The organism is Geomonas edaphica (genome assembly GCF_004917075.1).
GTDB lineage: Bacteria > Desulfobacterota > Desulfuromonadia > Geobacterales > Geobacteraceae > Geomonas > Geomonas edaphica.
The window spans coordinates 473,342-490,507 of the sequence record NZ_SSYB01000005.1 but is presented as its reverse complement, the minus strand read 5'-3'; the positions used below and the strand labels follow the sequence as shown (position 1 = coordinate 490,507).

General features: G+C 61.3%; 15 protein-coding genes. 12 read left to right on the top strand and 3 right to left on the bottom strand.

Annotated elements, in window-relative coordinates; translation table 11 throughout:
• Position 1: 1 nt before the first annotated feature.
• On the bottom strand, positions 2–1,750 hold the full coding sequence (locus E8K79_RS17930) for a response regulator (protein WP_136515902.1): 1,749 nt from the start codon (positions 1,748–1,750) through the stop codon (positions 2–4).
• A 78-nt stretch (positions 1,751–1,828) separates the two neighbouring features.
• Positions 1,829–3,151, bottom strand: coding sequence for a ribosome biogenesis GTPase Der (gene der / locus E8K79_RS17925; RefSeq protein ID WP_136515901.1), 1,323 nt, complete (start codon positions 3,149–3,151; stop codon positions 1,829–1,831).
• 444 nt (positions 3,152–3,595) lie between these two features.
• On the opposite strand from der, the gene E8K79_RS17920 reads away from it, so the two are divergent.
• The 3 genes from E8K79_RS17920 (at position 3,596) to E8K79_RS17910 (ending at position 5,426) form a co-directional block, all read left to right on the top strand.
• Positions 3,596–3,868: a type II toxin-antitoxin system Phd/YefM family antitoxin gene (locus tag E8K79_RS17920; RefSeq protein ID WP_136515900.1), complete on the top strand. Its 273-nt coding sequence runs from the start codon at positions 3,596–3,598 to the stop codon at positions 3,866–3,868.
• 2 nt (positions 3,869–3,870) lie between these two features.
• Entirely contained in the window at positions 3,871–4,173 is a 303-nt protein-coding gene (locus E8K79_RS17915; protein ID WP_136515899.1) for a type II toxin-antitoxin system RelE/ParE family toxin, read from the top strand.
• A gap of 182 nt (positions 4,174–4,355) precedes the next feature.
• Positions 4,356–5,426, top strand: coding sequence for a pyridoxal-phosphate-dependent aminotransferase family protein (locus E8K79_RS17910; protein WP_136515898.1), 1,071 nt, complete (start codon positions 4,356–4,358; stop codon positions 5,424–5,426).
• 46 nt (positions 5,427–5,472) lie between these two features.
• Here E8K79_RS17910 and rd read toward each other — a convergent pair whose 3' ends face one another.
• Entirely contained in the window at positions 5,473–5,631 is a 159-nt protein-coding gene (rd, locus tag E8K79_RS17905) for a rubredoxin (RefSeq protein WP_129127127.1), read from the bottom strand.
• Between the two features lie 444 nt (positions 5,632–6,075).
• On the opposite strand from rd, the gene E8K79_RS17900 reads away from it, so the two are divergent.
• The 9 genes from E8K79_RS17900 to E8K79_RS17860 all read left to right on the top strand — a co-directional run bounded on the left by E8K79_RS17900 (position 6,076) and on the right by E8K79_RS17860 (position 17,164).
• Complete coding sequence (locus E8K79_RS17900) at positions 6,076–8,016, top strand: phosphoenolpyruvate carboxykinase (GTP) (RefSeq protein ID WP_281276106.1); 1,941 nt, start codon at positions 6,076–6,078, stop codon at positions 8,014–8,016.
• A 138-nt stretch (positions 8,017–8,154) separates the two neighbouring features.
• Entirely contained in the window at positions 8,155–9,744 is a 1,590-nt protein-coding gene (gene pckA / locus E8K79_RS17895) for a phosphoenolpyruvate carboxykinase (ATP) (RefSeq protein ID WP_136515897.1), read from the top strand.
• 53 nt (positions 9,745–9,797) lie between these two features.
• Positions 9,798–9,989 (top strand): hypothetical protein, encoded by a 192-nt coding sequence (locus E8K79_RS17890; RefSeq protein WP_135868281.1) that lies wholly within the window; start codon positions 9,798–9,800, stop codon positions 9,987–9,989.
• Between the two features lie 207 nt (positions 9,990–10,196).
• The gene (locus tag E8K79_RS17885) at positions 10,197–11,171 is read left to right on the top strand and encodes a quinone oxidoreductase family protein (protein WP_136515896.1); all 975 of its coding nucleotides are present in this window, start codon (positions 10,197–10,199) and stop codon (positions 11,169–11,171) included.
• Positions 11,172–11,392: 221 nt separating this feature from the next.
• Entirely contained in the window at positions 11,393–13,054 is a 1,662-nt protein-coding gene (locus tag E8K79_RS17880) for a glycosyltransferase family 39 protein (protein WP_136515895.1), read from the top strand.
• 56 nt (positions 13,055–13,110) lie between these two features.
• On the top strand, positions 13,111–14,151 hold the full coding sequence (locus tag E8K79_RS17875) for a bifunctional UDP-4-keto-pentose/UDP-xylose synthase (RefSeq protein WP_136515894.1): 1,041 nt from the start codon (positions 13,111–13,113) through the stop codon (positions 14,149–14,151).
• Positions 14,152–14,164: 13 nt separating this feature from the next.
• Positions 14,165–15,328: a DegT/DnrJ/EryC1/StrS family aminotransferase gene (locus tag E8K79_RS17870; RefSeq protein ID WP_136515893.1), complete on the top strand. Its 1,164-nt coding sequence runs from the start codon at positions 14,165–14,167 to the stop codon at positions 15,326–15,328.
• The gene (locus E8K79_RS17865; protein ID WP_136515892.1) at positions 15,325–16,263 is read left to right on the top strand and encodes a glycosyltransferase; all 939 of its coding nucleotides are present in this window, start codon (positions 15,325–15,327) and stop codon (positions 16,261–16,263) included. Before E8K79_RS17870 ends, E8K79_RS17865 begins: the two co-directional genes overlap by 4 nt.
• Positions 16,253–17,164, top strand: coding sequence for a formyltransferase (locus tag E8K79_RS17860; RefSeq protein ID WP_136515891.1), 912 nt, complete (start codon positions 16,253–16,255; stop codon positions 17,162–17,164). The genes E8K79_RS17865 and E8K79_RS17860 overlap by 11 nt, the downstream gene beginning before the upstream one ends.
• The last annotated feature ends 2 nt before the right edge of the window (positions 17,165–17,166 follow it).

The window sequence follows — 17,166 nt, the reverse complement described above, 5'->3', positions numbered from 1 at the left end:
GTCACATTTCTCCTCGTCCCTGTTCCTGCAGCCTGCGCTGCAGGAGGGCCTTCTCCATCGCTATGCCCGCCTGACTCAGGAATATCTCCAGCGAGTCGGTGTCGCCAACGGGCTTGTCCTCCGGCAGATTGTCACCGTAGAGGACCGCTACGACCTTCCCTTCACTCACGATCGGCCCCACGAAATACTCCGCAGGGCGCCCGCCTCCAAGCTGTTCAAGGAAGTGATGGCTCCAGACGGAGGCGTCCACTCCCCCTTTCACGGGGAAACGGGTCTCGAGCACCTGGGTAAAGAGGGACTGCTCCCCCCTCGGTATTGAAAGTGACCTGACCCTGGCATCGGCGCTCCCGTCCCTGTCCTGCAGGCCGAACTGCCCGAGCCCCTGGATGGTCTCCTTCTTGACCAGAAGCACCACGGCGCGGTTCACGAACTCCGCCGCGAAACGAAGCACGAGCAGGATGATCCCGCCGCCGAGCTGCGGGTTGTTGAGCTCCTCGAGCATGCCGCGCAACTGCGAGATGCCGGTGCTCTGGCTCACCTGCGGCGCAGAAAGCGCCGGCTCTTCCCCCATCTCGAGCCTCAGCTCGTCGCCGATGTTGACGCTGGTGAAGGCGGTATCCTCCCCGGCGGCCAGACTTTCCAGCGCCTTTTGCAGCCTGGGCGCGAAGATGTCCAGCGCGTCGTCAAGGTCGCCCTTCGACGGCTTCATAAGCAGCGGTATGCCGAGGGTGCGCATCTTGCGCTGCGCCTCGTCGTTGGGGAAGTCTGAGAATCCCAGAAGCGGCAGCTCCGGGAAGTTGTTGCGCACGAGCTCCAAAAGCTCCAGCCCGCCCAGGATGCCGGTGCCGTCCATGCGGGGCATGATCAGGTCCACGAGCACCGTCGGGCGCACGCCGTCACGGTACAGCGAGTCGACACGGATGAGGGCATCCTCGCCCCGGTCCATCCCCTCCACCCGAAAACCCTGTGCGGTGAGCAGGTCGGTGAGCGCGGCGAGAGTCGCAGGGTCGTCGTCCACGAGCACGAGCGGCTTTCCCGCCGAGGTGGCGGTTATCTGCTCGCGGGGTGCCGCGTGAATAGGCGCTGCGGGCGGTTCCTCTTGGAAGGCGGGTACGTCAGGGGGGGGTAAAGGGGACGCGGGGGGGCTCGGTTCGGGCTCCTGGAGCAGGTCGAAGGCGAAGTCCACCGACTCGTCGTGCACCACGGCCTCATCGTGCTCCTCGCCGGACTCGCCGCGGTGGCGCTGCTCGTCGATGATGCGCGACCCTTCCATGGCGAGGTATTGCGGGTTGAGCCCCTGCTGCAGCATGAACTGCACCGGGTCGAGCCGGGTACTGTCCCCCTCGCCGATCTCCTGCAGTTCGAACTCGAAGGTCCCCTCGGCCCACGCGAAGAGCGAATAGACCACGTTCTCGATCTGCTCGCGCACCACCGTCTCGATGGCGTCCGCGCTGACGTTGAAGCGGTCCACCATGATGGCGCCGAGCAGTTGCGTGTATCCTTCGTCGGCCTGGATGCTGAGCGCGCGCTTCAAGGTGCCGAGGTCGATTACCCCCTGCTGGATCAGCACCTCGCCAATGTTCTGCTGGAAGGTCGACGAGATGGCGCGGATAACCTGCCCGCTGCGGAAAAGCACCCGGGCTTCCCGTCCCCTGCTTTGCAGGGTGAGAACGCCGGACCTTCTGCTCAGGCTGACTATCTGCAGGATCTCGCCAAGTCCGAGATCTTCCAAATTGCCGACTAGACTCATTGATGCCGCTCGCTGTGCGTGGGTAGATTAAAAATAGGCATCATACTAAACCATCGTATCGGCCAAGTAAAGAATGATTTAGGTATCTTTCTTGTCTCTGCCACGGAAAATGAGTTTCAATGGAGTCCCGTCGAAACAGAAAGCCTCTCTAAAACGGTTCATGATGTACCGCTCATAGGAAAAATGAATCCCCTCCGGGCGGTTGGTGAAGATGACAAAGGAAGGAGGTTTCACCCCTACCTGGGTCGCATAGTAAAACTTCACCCTTCTGCCGCCGTCAAGCGGTGCGTGATTCTCGTCCACGGCCTGGTTGAAGATCCGGTTCAGCTCGCCGGTCGGGACCCTCTTGCAGTACTGCTCCATGACCCGGTCCACCTCGGTGATGATCTTGCCGGTGCGCTGACCGGTTTCCGCCGAGATGAAAAGGATCGGTGCGAAGGGTAGATACTTGAAATGACGGCGGATGTCGTCGGTGAACTTCACTATGCTGGAGTTGTCCTTTTGCAGGGTGTCCCACTTGTTGACGACGAAGATGCAGCCGCGTCCCGCCTCGTAGGCATAACCGGCGATCTTCGTGTCCTGCTCGGTAACCCCTTCCTCGGCGTTCAGCACGATGAGCACCACGTCCGCCCGCTCGATGGAGCGCAAGGCGTCCATGACCGAGTACTTCTCCACCTTCTCGACCGTCTTCCCCTTGCGGCGGATGCCGGCGGTGTCGATCAAGAGGTACGGCTTCTTGTTAACGGTGAAGCGGGTGTCGACCGCGTCCCTCGTGGTGCCGGCGGTGGGGTTCGCCACAACGCGCTCGTATCCCAGGAGACGATTCACCAGGGTGGACTTCCCGACGTTCGGGCGCCCCACCACGGCGATCCTCGTGATCTCCTCGTCCTCATCCTTCTCCCGGTTGTAGGGAAGAGCGGCCAGCACCTCGTCCATCAGGTCGCCCACGCCGCGGTTATGTTCGGCGGAGATGGTGTGGACGTGGTCGACGCCGAGGGAGTAAAAGTCGCCTGCGTTCGCCTCCTGCTTCTCGCCGTCCACCTTGTTGATGATGTGGAAGACCGGCTTGTTGATGCGCCGCAGCATGTCCACGACGTCCCGGTCCGCAGGGGTGAGCCCGTCGCGGGCGTCCATAATGAAGAGGATCAGGTCCGCCTCTTCCATGGCGAAGCGGGACTGCTCCCGCATCTGCTGCAAAAGCTTGTCAGAGGTCTCCGGCTCGAAACCGCCGGTGTCGACCAGTATGAAGGGGATGTCGAAGCGGTTCACTTCGGCGTAGTTACGATCCCGGGTGACCCCGGGCATGTCGTCGACCATCGCCTTACGGCGCCCGACCAGCCTGTTGAAGAGGGTGGACTTCCCGACGTTCGGGCGTCCGACGATGGCAATAATAGGTTTCATGTTTTTCCGGCTGAAAGCGGGCCAATTCATAAGGTGCTAAAAAAACGCGCGCTTTCGGTTTTAATGTATTAAACAGCTAACCGGTATGTTTAACATTTTGCCGACCAATAAGCAACATATACAATTTGCTCTCAAAAGGCCGTCGGCAACGGGCTTACGCGGCAAACGGCACGCCCCACTGCGGGGGCATATCCCTTGACCACCATATCTCTGGAAGCATAAGCTGGAGGCGCCGCGACTGACTACCACTGAGGAGGCTTAGCGATGAACACGAGAGATTTCCCCCGATACACCCCGGCGAGATCCTTCTTGCCGAGTTCTTGCAACCGATGGGGATCACCCAGTACCGACTTGCCAAAGACATCGGCGTCACCCCCCGCCGCTTGAACGAAGCTACGGCAGATGCTATTATCGGCACCAGTGTTGAGGCAGATGGAGGAGAACATGGCAAAAGTGGAATTATCGCAGGACGTAGTGGCACTAAGCGACCTGAAAGCAAGTCCGGGGAAGGTGGTAAGTCGCATGGACAAAACACATCGCCCCGTTCTGCTCACCAGCAGGGGACGTGCTGTGGCCGTCGTTCAGTCCCTTGAGGATTACGAAGCCGACACCGAGGAGCGTGCCTTCCTTCGGAGTGTGGTTCATGGACTGATGGACCTGGAACAAGGGCGTGAGTTGGATCTGGCCGAAGTTAAGAAGCGCCTGGGAATTGCCTGATCGTGCCGGCGAAATACGCCATCACCTTCGCTGCATCAGCGGTTGAAGACCTCGAAGAAATCCGCGAGTGGTACCGCGATCGGAAGGTGCCGGAAATTGCTGACAAGATCATTAATCAGTTAATGGCATCCATAGAACGGATTTCATCCTTTCCTCAAAGCGGACGCGTCGTCCCCGAATTCAATCTGCCCTATCTAAGAGAAATCATCTCTTCTCCTTTTCGTATCGTGTACCGCATCGACAGCAACCACATCCGCGTTGTCATGGTATGGCGCAGCGAGAGACTGCTTAAAATAGGACGTTGACCTCACCCAAAACAGCCTCCTTTTCCCGTGCGCGAGAATTGACATTGCAAGCGGAATCTGCTAGGTTGGCGATCCGCCTGCAGCAGGACTGAACCCCGTTGTGTCGGTCGTTCACGCCCTACCCCGCCCTCCCGCCGCACGCTGCCGGCAAGATCTCTAAAACTTCAGGAACGGAGCCCTACATGCACAAGAAGCTGTATATCCCCGGACCGATCGAGGTGAGCCCGGAGATCCTCCAGGCCATGGCAACCCCGATGATCGGCCACCGCATGCCGGAGTACGCCCGCCTGCACAAGGGCGTCACCGATAAGCTGAAGCGGCTCATGTCCACCTCCGACAAAGTGTTCCTCTCCACCTCGAGCGCCTTCGGCGCCATGGAAGGTGCGGTACGCAACCTCGTCGGCAGGCGCTGCGCGAACTTCTGCAACGGCGCCTTCTCCGACAAGTGGCACAAGGTCACCCTTTCCTGCGGCAAGGAGGCGGACGCCTTCAAGGCCGAGTGGGGACAGCCGATCACCCCCGAGATGGTCGACGCAGCACTTGCCACCGGCAAGTACGACGCCATCACCCTCATCCACAACGAAACGTCCACCGGCACCATGAGCCCGCTCTTCGAGATCGGCGAGGTGCTCAAGAAGTACCCGGACGTCGTCTCCATCGTCGACACGGTATCCTCGATGAGCGCACTCAACATCCCCATCGACGAGATCGGGATAGACTGCTGCGTCTTCGGGGTGCAAAAGGCCTTCGCCCTACCGCCGGGCCTCGCCGTCTTCACCGCAAGCGAGAAGGCGCTGGAGCGCGCGAAGAACGTCCCGGGGCGCGGCTACTACTTCGACTTCCTGGAATTCCTCGCCGCCGACGAGAAGGACAACACCCCGTCCACCCCGTGCATCTCGCTCATTTACGCCATGGACCTGCAGCTGGAGAGGATCTTCGCCGAAGGACTGGAGAAACGCTGGCAGCGTCACCAGGATATGGCCGACTTCATGCGCGCCTGGGTTGGGGAGAAGGGCTTCGGCATCCTTCCAGCCGAAGGGTACCGCTCCGTCACCCTCACCTGCGCGACCAACGACCGCGGCGTGGACCTGGGCCTTGTGAAGAAACAGTTGGGTGAGCGCGGCATTGCGTTCGACGACGGCTACGGGAAACTGAAAGGGAAGACCTTCCGCGTGGCCCACATGGGCGACATGCAGTTGGAAGATCTCAAACAGATTACAACCGAATTGGAGGGGATCCTGCAGGGTCTCTAACAGACGAAGGGGGGGAGCAGTTCAGCTCCCCCCCTTTTTAAATGCTTTACTCAGGCTCGAAGGCCTCCTTGCCGACGCCGCAGATGGGACATACCCAGTCGTCCGGCAGGTCCGCGAAGGGTGTTCCCGGCGGCACGCCGTTGTCGGGGTCGCCGACGTAAGGGTCATAGACATACTGGCATACGGTGCAGATGTAAGGCTCCATTAAACACCCCCTCGGTATCTGTTCTGGGACCGCAAAAGTCTAACAGACCGCCTCAGCCTGTCAATTGGGGCGCCGAGCCGTTTAGAACTTGCTTTCATTGTACGCTGTGTTACAGTGCGATAATTAAAACTACAAAACGAGGAGGTGAAAAGACAGACGTTCGATGCAGCAAAGGCATAAGGTTCCCCGGCAATAACGGGCGACTCGCAGCAGCAAGGCACAGTGAAGAAGACGGAAGAACAAGACACAGGGCGAGGACTCACTGCAACATCCCCCGCACCAGAGGTCCCTGCAATCCCGCAGTTCTCAGTCATCACAGTCCCGAAAATCGAACGCAGTAAAGAACATCAAACAGCAGACCGACCGGAAATTCCGGCAGCGGATACGTTTGCACCCCGCCGTCTCCTCTCGGTCTTCCGCCACTTAGGCGAAGGAGGGTGACCCATGGAAACGATGATCAGCAACACCCAAGAGACATTAGCGTCACGTGTTATCGCGTCGAAATACCCAAAGGAGGGAATAGGCATGAGTTACGAAGTAAAGAACAAGCAACTGCTGGCCTGGGTGAAGGAAGTGGCAGAGATGTGCCAGCCGGACCAGATCCACTGGTGTGACGGCAGCGAGGCGGAGTACGACAGCCTCTGCGAGCAGCTCGTCAAGGGGGGCACCTTCAAGAAGCTGAACCCGGAGAAGCGTCCGAACAGCTACCTCGCTTGGTCCGACCCCGGCGACGTCGCACGCGTCGAAGACCGCACCTTCATCTGCTCCATCGCGAAACAGGACGCAGGCCCGACCAACAACTGGACGCCCCCGAAAGAGATGAAGAAGACCCTGACCGGCCTCTTCACCGGCTGCATGAAGGGTCGCACCATGTACGTCATCCCCTTCTCCATGGGTCCCTTGGGCTCCAACATCGCCAAGATCGGCGTTGAGATCTCCGACTCCGCCTACGTCGCGGTCAACATGAAGATCATGACCCGCATGGGCAAGAAGGTCATCGACATCCTGGGTGAGAACGGCGAGTTCGTCCCCTGCCTCCACTCCGTCGGCGCACCGCTCGCCGCGGGCCAGAAAGACGTGCCCTGGCCGTGCAACAAAGAGAAGTACATCGTTCACTTCCCGGAGGAGCGCTCCATCTGGTCCTTCGGTTCCGGCTACGGCGGCAACGCCCTTCTCGGCAAGAAATGCCTTGCCCTGAGGATCGCCTCCAAGATCGCCAAGGACGAAGGGTGGCTCGCGGAGCACATGCTGATCCTCGGCATCGAGACCCCGGAAGGGGAGAAGACCTACCTGGGCGCCGCCTTCCCGAGCGCCTGCGGCAAGACCAACCTCTCCATGCTGGTCCCGCCCGACCACTTCAAGCAGAGCGGCTACAAGATCTCCACCGTCGGCGACGACATCGCCTGGATCAAGCCCGGCCCCGACGGCCAGCTCTACGCCATCAACCCGGAAGCGGGCTTCTTCGGCGTGGCCCCGGGCACCTCGTTCAAGTCCAACCCGAACGCGATGCACTCCTGCGCGAAGAACACCATCTTCACCAACGTCGCACTCACCGAAGACGGCGACGTCTGGTGGGAAGGGATGACCGACGAGGCCCCCGCGAAGCTCACCGACTGGCAGGGCAACGCGTGGACCGCAGGGTGCGGCAGGAACGCCGCGCACCCGAACTCCCGCTTCACCTCCCCGGCTTCCCAGTGCCCCTCCATCGACCCCGCGTGGGAAGACCCGAAGGGCGTGCCGATGAAGGCGTTCGTGTTCGGCGGCCGCCGCAACAACGTGATCCCGCTCGTGTACCAGGCCTTCAACTGGAGCTACGGCGTGTACTTGGCCGCCACCATGGGTAGCGAGACCACCGCTGCCGCGGTCGGCGCCATCGGCAACGTGCGCCGCGACCCGTTCGCGATGCTGCCGTTCACCGGCTACCACGTGGCGGACTACTTCAACCACTGGCTGCAGGTCGGTCGCACCACCCCGAACCCGCCGCGCATCTTCTCCGTCAACTGGTTCAGAAAAGACGCCAACGGCAAGTTCCTCTGGCCGGGCTTCGGCGAGAACATGCGCGTTTTGAAGTGGATCGCCGACCGCGCCAACGGCCGCGGCGCCTCCGTTGAGAGCCCGCTCGGCTGGATGCCGCGCTACGAGGACATCGACTGGACCGGCCTGAACGACGTCTCCCGCGAGCAGTACCACGAGCTCATGTCCATCGACCGTGACGTCTGGAAGGAGGAGATCCTCTCCCACGAGGAGCTCTTCGTGAAGATGTACGACCGCCTCCCGAAGGAGTTCCTCCACATCCGCGAGATGATCCTTTCCGGCCTGTGGCGCTCCCCGGAGCACTGGGAGCAGTTCAACCCGCTGACCCCGGAGGAAGGCTTCAACGACTAACGCGTTGAAAAACCGATGCAACAACGAAGGGCCCCGGTCGAAAGACCGGGGCCCTTTCTCATTGCCGCCCAGGTTGCAAACAGACCTGCCCCTGTTATCTTTTAATCTTGTCGCAGATCCAATGAGAAGGAGGGAGCAGTGAGATTAAACGACATAACCAGAGGCAATGGACTGGAAGAACACGGCATCACCAACGCGAACCTCATCTACTGGACCTCCCCCACCTCAGTTCTCTACGAACAGGTGGTCCGGCGCGGCGAGGGACTCATCTCCCACCTGGGAGCCCTCACCGTAAAGACCGGCCACTACACCGGGCGCGCGGCTAACGACAAGTTCATCGTCGAGGAGCCATCGAGCAGCCACCTCGTCAACTGGGGCAAGGTAAACCGCCCCTTCGAAGCGGAACGCTTCGATGCGCTCTACAAGAAGATGTGCAACTACATGCAGGGGCGCGACCTCTTCGTGCAGGACTGCTTCGCCGGCGCAAGCCCCGCGCACCGCATCCCGGTGCGCATCATAAGCGAGCGCGCCTGGCACTCGCTGTTCGCACGCAACATGTTCCTGCGCGCCACCCAGGAAGAGCTTCTCACCCACAGATCCGAGTTCACCGTCATCGACCTTCCCGCCTTCCACGCCCAACCAAAGATCGACGGCACGAACTCCGAGGCCTTCATCATCATCAACTTCGCGAGGAAGCTCGTCATCATCGGCGGCACGAGCTACGCAGGGGAGATCAAGAAATCGATCTTCACCGTGCTCAACTACCTGTTGCCGCAAAAGAACGTGATGTCGATGCACTGCTCGGCCAACACCGGCCCGCAGGGGGACGTCGCCGTCTTCTTCGGTCTCTCCGGCACCGGGAAGACGACGCTCTCCGCGGCACCGAACCGGCTCCTGATCGGCGACGACGAACACGGCTGGGACGAGAACGGCGTCTTCAACTTCGAGGGGGGGTGTTACGCCAAGGTGATCAACCTCTCCGCCGAGAGCGAGCCTGAGATCTACCAGTGCACCAGGCGGTTCGGCACCATCCTCGAGAACGTCGCCATAGACACCATCTCGCGCCGTATCGACCTGGACGACGCCTCCTTCACCGAGAACACCCGGGCCTCCTATCCCATCACCCACATCCCCAACATCGTCCCCTCCGGGGCGGGAGGGCACCCGAACAACATCATCATGCTCACCTGCGATGCCTTCGGGGTACTCCCGCCGATCGCGAAGCTCTCCGCCGAGCAGGCGATGTACCACTTCCTCTCCGGCTACACGGCCAAGGTCGCCGGCACCGAGGCGGGTGTCACCGAGCCGCAGGCCACCTTCTCCGCCTGCTTCGGCGCTCCCTTCATGGCGCTCAAACCCTCGCTCTACGCCGACCTCTTGGGCAAGAAGATCGCATCGAGGAAGGTGGACTGCTGGCTCGTCAACACGGGCTGGAGCGGCGGCGGTCCGGGCGTCGGAGGCAGGATGAAGATCGCCTACTCCCGCGCCCTCGTGAACGCGGCGCTCGACGGCACGCTCGCCAAGGGGAGCTTCGTGAAGGACCCCATCTTCGGACTCGACATTCCCGTCTCCTGCCCCGGGTTGCCTAACGAGATCCTGAACCCGAGAAATGCATGGAGCGACAAGGCGGCCTACGACGCGATGGCACAAAAGCTCGTCGAGATGTTCCGTCACAACTTCGAGCAGTTCAAGGAAACCGCCGCACCGGAGGTTGCCGCAGTTCTCTAGTTGCATAGCGCTTCGACGTTGCTATCATTAGAACAACGACTCAGGAGGCTACCATGAAACGGGTACATTCGGAGATTTGTGATACCACGGAAAGAAAGGAGCAGCGGGTACAGGTGCGTAACAAGAAGACCGGCGAAACCGGTCTGAGCTACGGCTGCACCATCGAGGGGGACACCGTCCAGGTGGAACTTTCCGACGGCAGCCTCGACAGCTGGCCTGAGGACGACTGCGAAATGGTTTCGTAACCCATTGTCACGGGGGCGACCGGCAGCAACACGAGCTTTCGCGCCTCCGGCCGCCTCCGTGGCAGCAAGCATAAAGATAAAAGGCCACCCTTCCGCGGGGCGGCCTTTTTGCGTGGACCGAGTCCCTCGACGGCAACGGTCGGAGGCTTTTCTGATGGCGGGGTCATCATTGACGCACTAGACATCGCATATCAAAAGGAGGCAATGATGCCCAAAGCTATATGCTTTGAACAGTTCGGAGGTCCTGAGGTGATGAAGTGGATGGATGTCGAGGTGCCGGAGCCGGGACCTGGAGAGGCGCGCATCCGCCACAAGGCCGTCGGGGTGAACTTCGTGGACGTCTACCAGCGCAGCGGTCTTTACAAGGTGCCTCTGCCGTCCATAGCCGGCAACGAAGGCGCCGGCATCGTCGAGGCCGTCGGGGCCGGGGTGACGCTCGTCAAACCCGGTGACCGCGTCGCCTACGCAGGCGTTATGGGGGCGTACTGCGAGGTGCGCAACATGAAGGCGGAGCGGCTTTGCCTCCTTCCTGACAACATATCTTTTGAGCAGGCGGCAGCCATGATGCTCAAGGGGCTCACCGTCCAGTACCTGATCCGCAGGACCTACCGTGTAGAGGCCGGTGACACGGTGGTATTCCACGCAGCAGCAGGCGGCGTCGGGACCATCGCCTGCCAATGGCTGAGGATGCTGGGGGCGAAGGTGATCGGCACGGCCGGGTCGGAAGCGAAGTGCGAGCTCGCGCGGCAAAACGGCGCCGATTTCTGCATCGACTACCGGAGAGAAAACATCCTCGAGCGCATGCAGGCGATCACGGGCGGCGCAGGCGCCGCGGTCGTGTATGACTCCGTCGGCAAGGACACCTTCGAGACCTCACTCAAGTCACTGCGCCCCCGCGGGCTGATGGTCTCTTTCGGCAACGCCTCGGGGCCCGTTCCGCCGCTTGACCTGCTGCTGCTCTCCCAGTTGGGCTCACTCTACGTCACCCGCCCTACCCTCGCCACCTACATCGCACAGCGCTCGGACCTCGAAGAAGCCGCCGCTGAGCTCTTCGGCGTAGTGACCTCCGGCGCCGTAAAGATTGAGATCAACCAACAGTACCCCCTGTACGACGCGCCGCGGGCACACCAGGACCTGGAGAGCCGCAGAACCACCGGCTCAACCATACTACTTACAGAGTGACCCGTGAACACAGACAGCGCCGCGCCGCCGACACCTCAAGCGAGCGGCGCGATGCCGCTCTGTTCTACTGTCCCCCTGGCAAGCGGACGACGCACCGCCCTAGATGACGGGATTGTAATGTTGATGTCATTTTCAGGTAATAGAAACTTTCCTATATTGACATGCTCGGGGATGCCACGCGTGGTCACCGTGAATGACTGTATTCATTGGAGTTGTACCACATGCAGATTCCGCTGGACTTCGTGACCCGCCCCCACGCATCGCGCCGCCGCGACCTCCTGATACTTACCCTTCTTTTCGGTGTACTGTTCCTGCAGTTACTCGGCCATTTTCCGCTCGTAGACCCCGACGAGGCCCGCTACGCGGAGATTCCACGGGAGATGCTCGAGCGTGGCGACCTGATCACGCCGCTACTGAACTACGTCAAGTACTTCGAAAAGCCGGTGCTTCTTTACTGGCTGAACGCCCTTTCCTTCAGTTTGTTCGGCATCAACGAATTCGCCGCCCGTCTTGCCTGCGCACTGAGCGGGCTCGGCACTGTGCTTTTCAGCTATCATCTCGGACGTGAGCTCTTCGGGCGCCGTATCGGAATGCTGAGCGCGCTGATCCTCGGGGGCTGCACCGGCTTCCTGATCCAGAGTCGGGTGAACATAACCGACATCCCGCTCACTTTCACCATGACCGTGGCCCTTGGCAGCTACATCCTTGCCGCCAGGGATGCCGACCGCCCAAGGCCGGGCTACTACTACCTCTTCTATCTTTTCGCCGCACTGGCCGTCCTGGCGAAGGGACTGATCGGCATTGTACTCCCCGGCGCGGTGATCTTCTGGCACATCGCGCTGACCCGGCGCTGGCGCATCCTGAAGGAGATGCGCCTTCCCACCGGCATCCTACTTTTCCTGGCGGTCGCCGCCCCGTGGTTCGTGATGGTGTGCCAGCGCAACCCGGAATTCTTCCATTTCTTCTTCATCCACGAGCATTTCGAACGCTTCCTGACCAAGGTGCACCACCGCTACGAGCCGTTCTGGTACTTCATACCGATCCTGTTCGGCTTCATGATCCCGTGGTCCTTCTTCATTCCGTCCGCGCTGCGCGGCTTCTGGCGCGATCGTTCCCTCCCGGGCGGCGAATCCCGTCTGTACCTCGCGCTGTGGGCCATCATCATCTTCGTGTTCTTTTCCAAGTCGAACTCGAAACTGCCGGCCTACATCCTGCCGGTCTACCCGGCGCTTGCCATACTGATCGCCGCGCTGTTCGACAAGGCGCTGAGCGGCGAGTTCCGCCCCCTGCGCCGCCCCGCGCTCGTCTTCGGCTGGCTCCTTGTCCTGCTCGGCTTAGGCGCCATGATTTACCCACTGGTCGCCCACAGGCCGCTCGTCGCCCCGGTTGGCGGGATCGTCATTGGCTCGATCCTCCTCCTGCAGGGGGCCTTTTCCGTCGGTGCCGCTCTTCGCCAGGACCCGCGCGGACTTTTCAGTGCTCTGCTGCTCGGCTCGATCCTCCTTTTCCTTACCGCGCCCCACTTCGTCTACCCGCTCTTCGTGGAGCGCAAATCATATTGGGAGCCGGGTGAAATCGTGAAAAGGGTAGCCGGCCCCGATGCGGTGGTCGTCAGCCAGGGACTGCGCCAAGGACTCTCCTTCTACTCCGCACGCCGCGTGGTGATCTTCGGCGGCCCGGGCGAAATCGAATTCGGCAGTAAGATCGGCGACCAGTCCGCCTGGTTCCTTGATAAGCCGCAGTTCCTTGCACTGTGGAGCGGAACACGGCCGGTGTACGCGATGGTACTGCAGCAGTATATCCCCGAGCTTGCCCAAGCCGGCACGCCCCCCCCGCGCATCCTCTGGCAAAGCTCTAAGCATTGCCTTATAACCAATAGATGAACCAGCAGGCCGCTGAAACGGTTGTTTGAGCGTTATCAGCAGCAAAGGAGAAAGATATGAAGGTACTGATCCTCGGAGTGAACGGCTTCATCGGCAACGCCCTCACCCACCGTATTCTCACCACCACGGACTGGGAGGTTTACGGCCTCGACATGGCATGCGACAAACTTGAGCGTTCCATGGGGCACCCGCGCTTCCATTTCTTAGAAGGCGACATCACCATCAATAAGGAGTGGATCGAGTACAACATCAAGAAGTGCGACGTGGTGCTGCCGTTGGTCGCCATCGCCACACCCGTCACCTACGTGAAGGACCCGCTGCGGGTCTTCGAACTCGACTTCGAGGAGAACCTCAAGGTGATCCGTCAGTGCGCGAAGTACAACAAGCGCATCATCTTCCCCTCCACCTCGGAGGTCTACGGCATGAGCCCGGACCGCGAGTTCGACGAGGAAACTTCCCCGCTCATGCTGGGGCCGATCAACAAGGAACGCTGGATCTACTCCTGCGCGAAACAGATGCTCGACCGCGTCATCTACGCCTACGGCGCCCACGAGGGGCTGCGCTACACCCTGTTCCGTCCCTTCAACTGGATCGGCCCGAAGCTCGACTCGATCAGCACCGCGAAGGAAGGGAGCTCCCGCGTCCTGACCCAATTCCTCTACAACATCCTGGCCGGCGAGCCGATCCAGCTCGTTGACGGCGGCGAACAGCGCCGCTCCTTCACCTACCTCGAGGACGGGATCGACTGCCTCATGCGCATCATCGAGAACCGCGACGGCTGTGCCGATGCCGGTATCTTCAACATCGGTAACCCTGACAACGACCTGTCCGTCAAGGAACTGGCCGAAAAGCTGCTCGAACTGGTAGGGCAGTATCCCGGTTACGAGGAGAGGGCGAAAGCGTGCCGCATCATCGAGGTGACCTCCGCCGAGTTCTACGGCAAGGGATACCAGGACATGCTGAACAGGGTCCCCTCGGTGAAGAACGCGAAGCAGCGCCTTGGATGGGAGCCGTCCACCTCCGTGGAAGACGCCTTGAGACAAACCCTCGACTTCTACCTGATCGAGCAGCGGGAAACCATCCAGCACCTTTTGTAATTCCGGAGGCCACGTGCGCAGCGAGTTTCTGCCCTTTTCCACTCCGACCATCGACGACGCAGAGATCGCCGAGGTGGTCGATTCCCTAAAATCCGGCTGGATCACCACCGGCCCGAAAGTAAAACGCTTCGAGGAGCAGTTCCGCTCCTATGTCGGCGCGCCGTTCGCGGTCCCCCTCTCGTCTGCCACGGCGGGGCTTCACCTCGCCCTGCTGGCACTCAAGTTCCAGGAGGGGGACGAGGTCATCACGACGCCGATGACATTCGCCTCCACGGTGAGCATCTGCGTGCTGTGCGGTCTGAAGCCGGTCCTCGTGGACATCGAGCCGGGGACCCTCAACCTGGACGTGACAAAGGTGCGCGAGAAGATCACCCCCCGCACCAGGGCCATCATCCCGGTGCACTTCGCCGGGCAGCCCTGCGACATGGACCCGATCTTCGAGCTCGCCCGCGAGTTCGATCTCACCGTCATCGAGGACGCGGCCCACGCCGCCGGGACCGAGTACAAGGGGCGCAGGATCGGCTCCCTGGACAGCATCTCCATCTTCTCCTTCCACCCGAACAAGAACATCACCACCGGCGAAGGCGGCATGGTCTGCACTCCTGACGAGGCTCTTGCCGAAGAGGTGTCGCTGCTCAAGTTCCACGGCATGAGCCGCGAGGCGTGGAAGCGTTTCGCCGCGAGCGGGACGCCGAACTACGACATCGTGCTCCCGGGCTTCAAGTACAACATGATGGACATCCAGGCCGCCATCGGCATCCACCAGCTTCCCAAACTCGACGGCTTCATCGACCGGCGCACCGAGATCGCCCATTTCTACAACGCGGCCTTCGCCGACGTGGCCGAGCTCTGCCTTCCGGCGTACGCCCCGTATCAGCAGCGCCATGCCTGGCATCTCTACACGCCGCTCGTCAAGATCGAGTACCTGTCCATCGACCGCGACGGCTTCATGGCGAAACTGAAGGAGCTCAACATCGGCAGCGGGCTGCACTACAAGGCGGTACACCAGCATACCTGGTACCATACCAACCTGCCCCAGCCGGAAGGTTCACTCCCGAACGCCGACTACGCCTCGGACCGCATCCTGTCGCTGCCGCTCTTCCCGAAGATGACCGACGCGGACGCAAGCGACGTGGTCGAGGCGGTGAAGACCGTGATAGCAAGGAACCGCAAATGATCCCGTACCTCTCCATAGTGGTTCCCGTCTACAACGAGGAAGGGAACCTGGAAAACCTGATGGGGCGCCTCTACCCCGTGCTCAAGGGAATGGGACGTCCTTTCGAGATCATCTTCACCGACGACGGTAGCCGTGACCGTTCTCTGGAGATACTCAAGCGCCTGGCGGGGAACCATCCCGAGGTGCGCGTGGTCGAGTTCAACGGCAACTTCGGTCAGCACATGGCCATCCTCGCGGCCTTCGAGATCAGCCGCGGCGAAATCGTGGTCACCCTGGACGCCGACCTGCAGAACCCGCCGGAGGAGATCCCCAAGCTCGTGGCCGAGATGGAAAAAGGGCACGACGTGGTGGGAACCATTCGGATGAAGCGCCAGGACACCTTCTTCCGCAAAGGCGCTTCGCGCCTGGTCAACATGACCACGCGCAAGATGACCGGCATGAAGATGACCGACTACGGCTGCATGCTGAGGGCCTACCACCGTAACGTGGTCGACAACATCAACCGCTGCGGCGAGGCGAGCACCTTCATCCCCGCCCTCGCCCAGACCTTCGCCTCCAGCCCAAGCGAGATCAGCGTGGCGCACGCGGAACGCAGCGAAGGGGAGAGCAAGTACTCGCTCTACAAGCTGGTGCGTCTGAACTTCGACCTCATGACCGGGTTCTCGGTGGTGCCTCTGCAGCTTTTCGCCCTCACCGGGATCGTCACCTCGCTCGGCGCCGTCGCCTTCGCCGCCTTCCTTATCCTCAGGCGCTTACTGGTCGGTGCGGAGGTCGAGGGTGTCTTCACCCTTTTCGCCATCCTGTTCTTCTTCCTAGGCATCACCATCTTCGGGATAGGTATCGTCGGTGAGTATGTGGGAAGGATCTACCAGGAGGTGCGGCGCAGGCCGCGCTACGTGGTGCGCAGGATACACGGAGGAAGCGATGAAGGATAAGGTCGTCGTCTGCGCCTACCATAACGTGGGCTACCGCTGCCTCGAGGAGCTGATCCGGCAGGGAGCCGACATCCGTCTCGTCTTCAGCCACGAGGACTCGGCGAACGAGGAGATCTGGTTTGACAGCGTGCGGGAGCTCGCGGCGCGCCACGGCATCCCCTGCGTGACCGGCAGCATCAACACCGTAGAGAACCGCGAGAGGGTCGCGGCACTCGCCCCCGACTTCCTGCTTTCCTTCTACTACCGCAACATGATCGAGCCGGAGGTGCTCTCCCTTGCGCGGCGTGGCGCCCTCAACCTGCACGGCTCCTACCTCCCGAAGTACCGCGGGCGCGTACCGATCAACTGGGCCGTGATAAACGGCGAGAAGCAAACCGGTGCCACCCTGCATTACATGGTGGAGAAGCCCGACGCAGGCGAGATCGTCGACCAGGAAGCGGTGGAGATAGCCTTCGAGGATACCGCCTTCGACGTCTTCAAAAAGGTCACCGAGGCCGCGGTAACCGTGCTGCGCCGGACGTGGCCGCAGCTTGTCGCCGGGACCGCGCCCCGCATCCCCATGGATCTCAAGGCGGGGAACTACTGCGGCGGCCGCCGTCCCGAAGACGGCCGCATAGACTGGAGACTCACTGCGGAACGCATCTACAACCTGGTGCGCGGCGTAACCCACCCGTATCCCGGCGCCTTCACCACGTTATCCGGACGCAGGGTCTTCATCTGGCAGGCGCTTCCGGTGGAAGGGGCGGCTGAACCGGGTCGCGTAGTATCTACAGAGCCGCTGCGTGTCGGCACCGGCGCGGGGCTGCTGGAAATTCGGCGCCTGCAGATGGAAGGAGAGGCTGAGCTTTCCGCCGAAGCGTTCGTGGAGAAGACCCCCTGCGTAGGCGAGCTCCTCGCCTGATT

Coding starts and splice junctions, on each gene's coding strand:
- E8K79_RS17865 (WP_136515892.1), top strand. CDS start 15,325: ATGATCCCGTACCTCTCCATAGTGGTTCCCGTCTACAACGAGGAAGGG.
- E8K79_RS17860 (WP_136515891.1), top strand. CDS start 16,253: ATGAAGGATAAGGTCGTCGTCTGCGCCTACCATAACGTGGGCTACCGC.
- E8K79_RS17920 (WP_136515900.1), top strand. CDS start 3,596: ATGGCAAAAGTGGAATTATCGCAGGACGTAGTGGCACTAAGCGACCTG.
- E8K79_RS17890 (WP_135868281.1), top strand. CDS start 9,798: ATGAAACGGGTACATTCGGAGATTTGTGATACCACGGAAAGAAAGGAG.
- E8K79_RS17900 (WP_281276106.1), top strand. CDS start 6,076: ATGGAAACGATGATCAGCAACACCCAAGAGACATTAGCGTCACGTGTT.
- E8K79_RS17875 (WP_136515894.1), top strand. CDS start 13,111: ATGAAGGTACTGATCCTCGGAGTGAACGGCTTCATCGGCAACGCCCTC.
- E8K79_RS17910 (WP_136515898.1), top strand. CDS start 4,356: ATGCACAAGAAGCTGTATATCCCCGGACCGATCGAGGTGAGCCCGGAG.
- E8K79_RS17885 (WP_136515896.1), top strand. CDS start 10,197: ATGCCCAAAGCTATATGCTTTGAACAGTTCGGAGGTCCTGAGGTGATG.
- E8K79_RS17930 (WP_136515902.1), bottom strand. CDS start 1,750: ATGAGTCTAGTCGGCAATTTGGAAGATCTCGGACTTGGCGAGATCCTG.
- der (WP_136515901.1), bottom strand. CDS start 3,151: ATGAAACCTATTATTGCCATCGTCGGACGCCCGAACGTCGGGAAGTCC.
- E8K79_RS17880 (WP_136515895.1), top strand. CDS start 11,393: ATGCAGATTCCGCTGGACTTCGTGACCCGCCCCCACGCATCGCGCCGC.
- rd (WP_129127127.1), bottom strand. CDS start 5,631: ATGGAGCCTTACATCTGCACCGTATGCCAGTATGTCTATGACCCTTAC.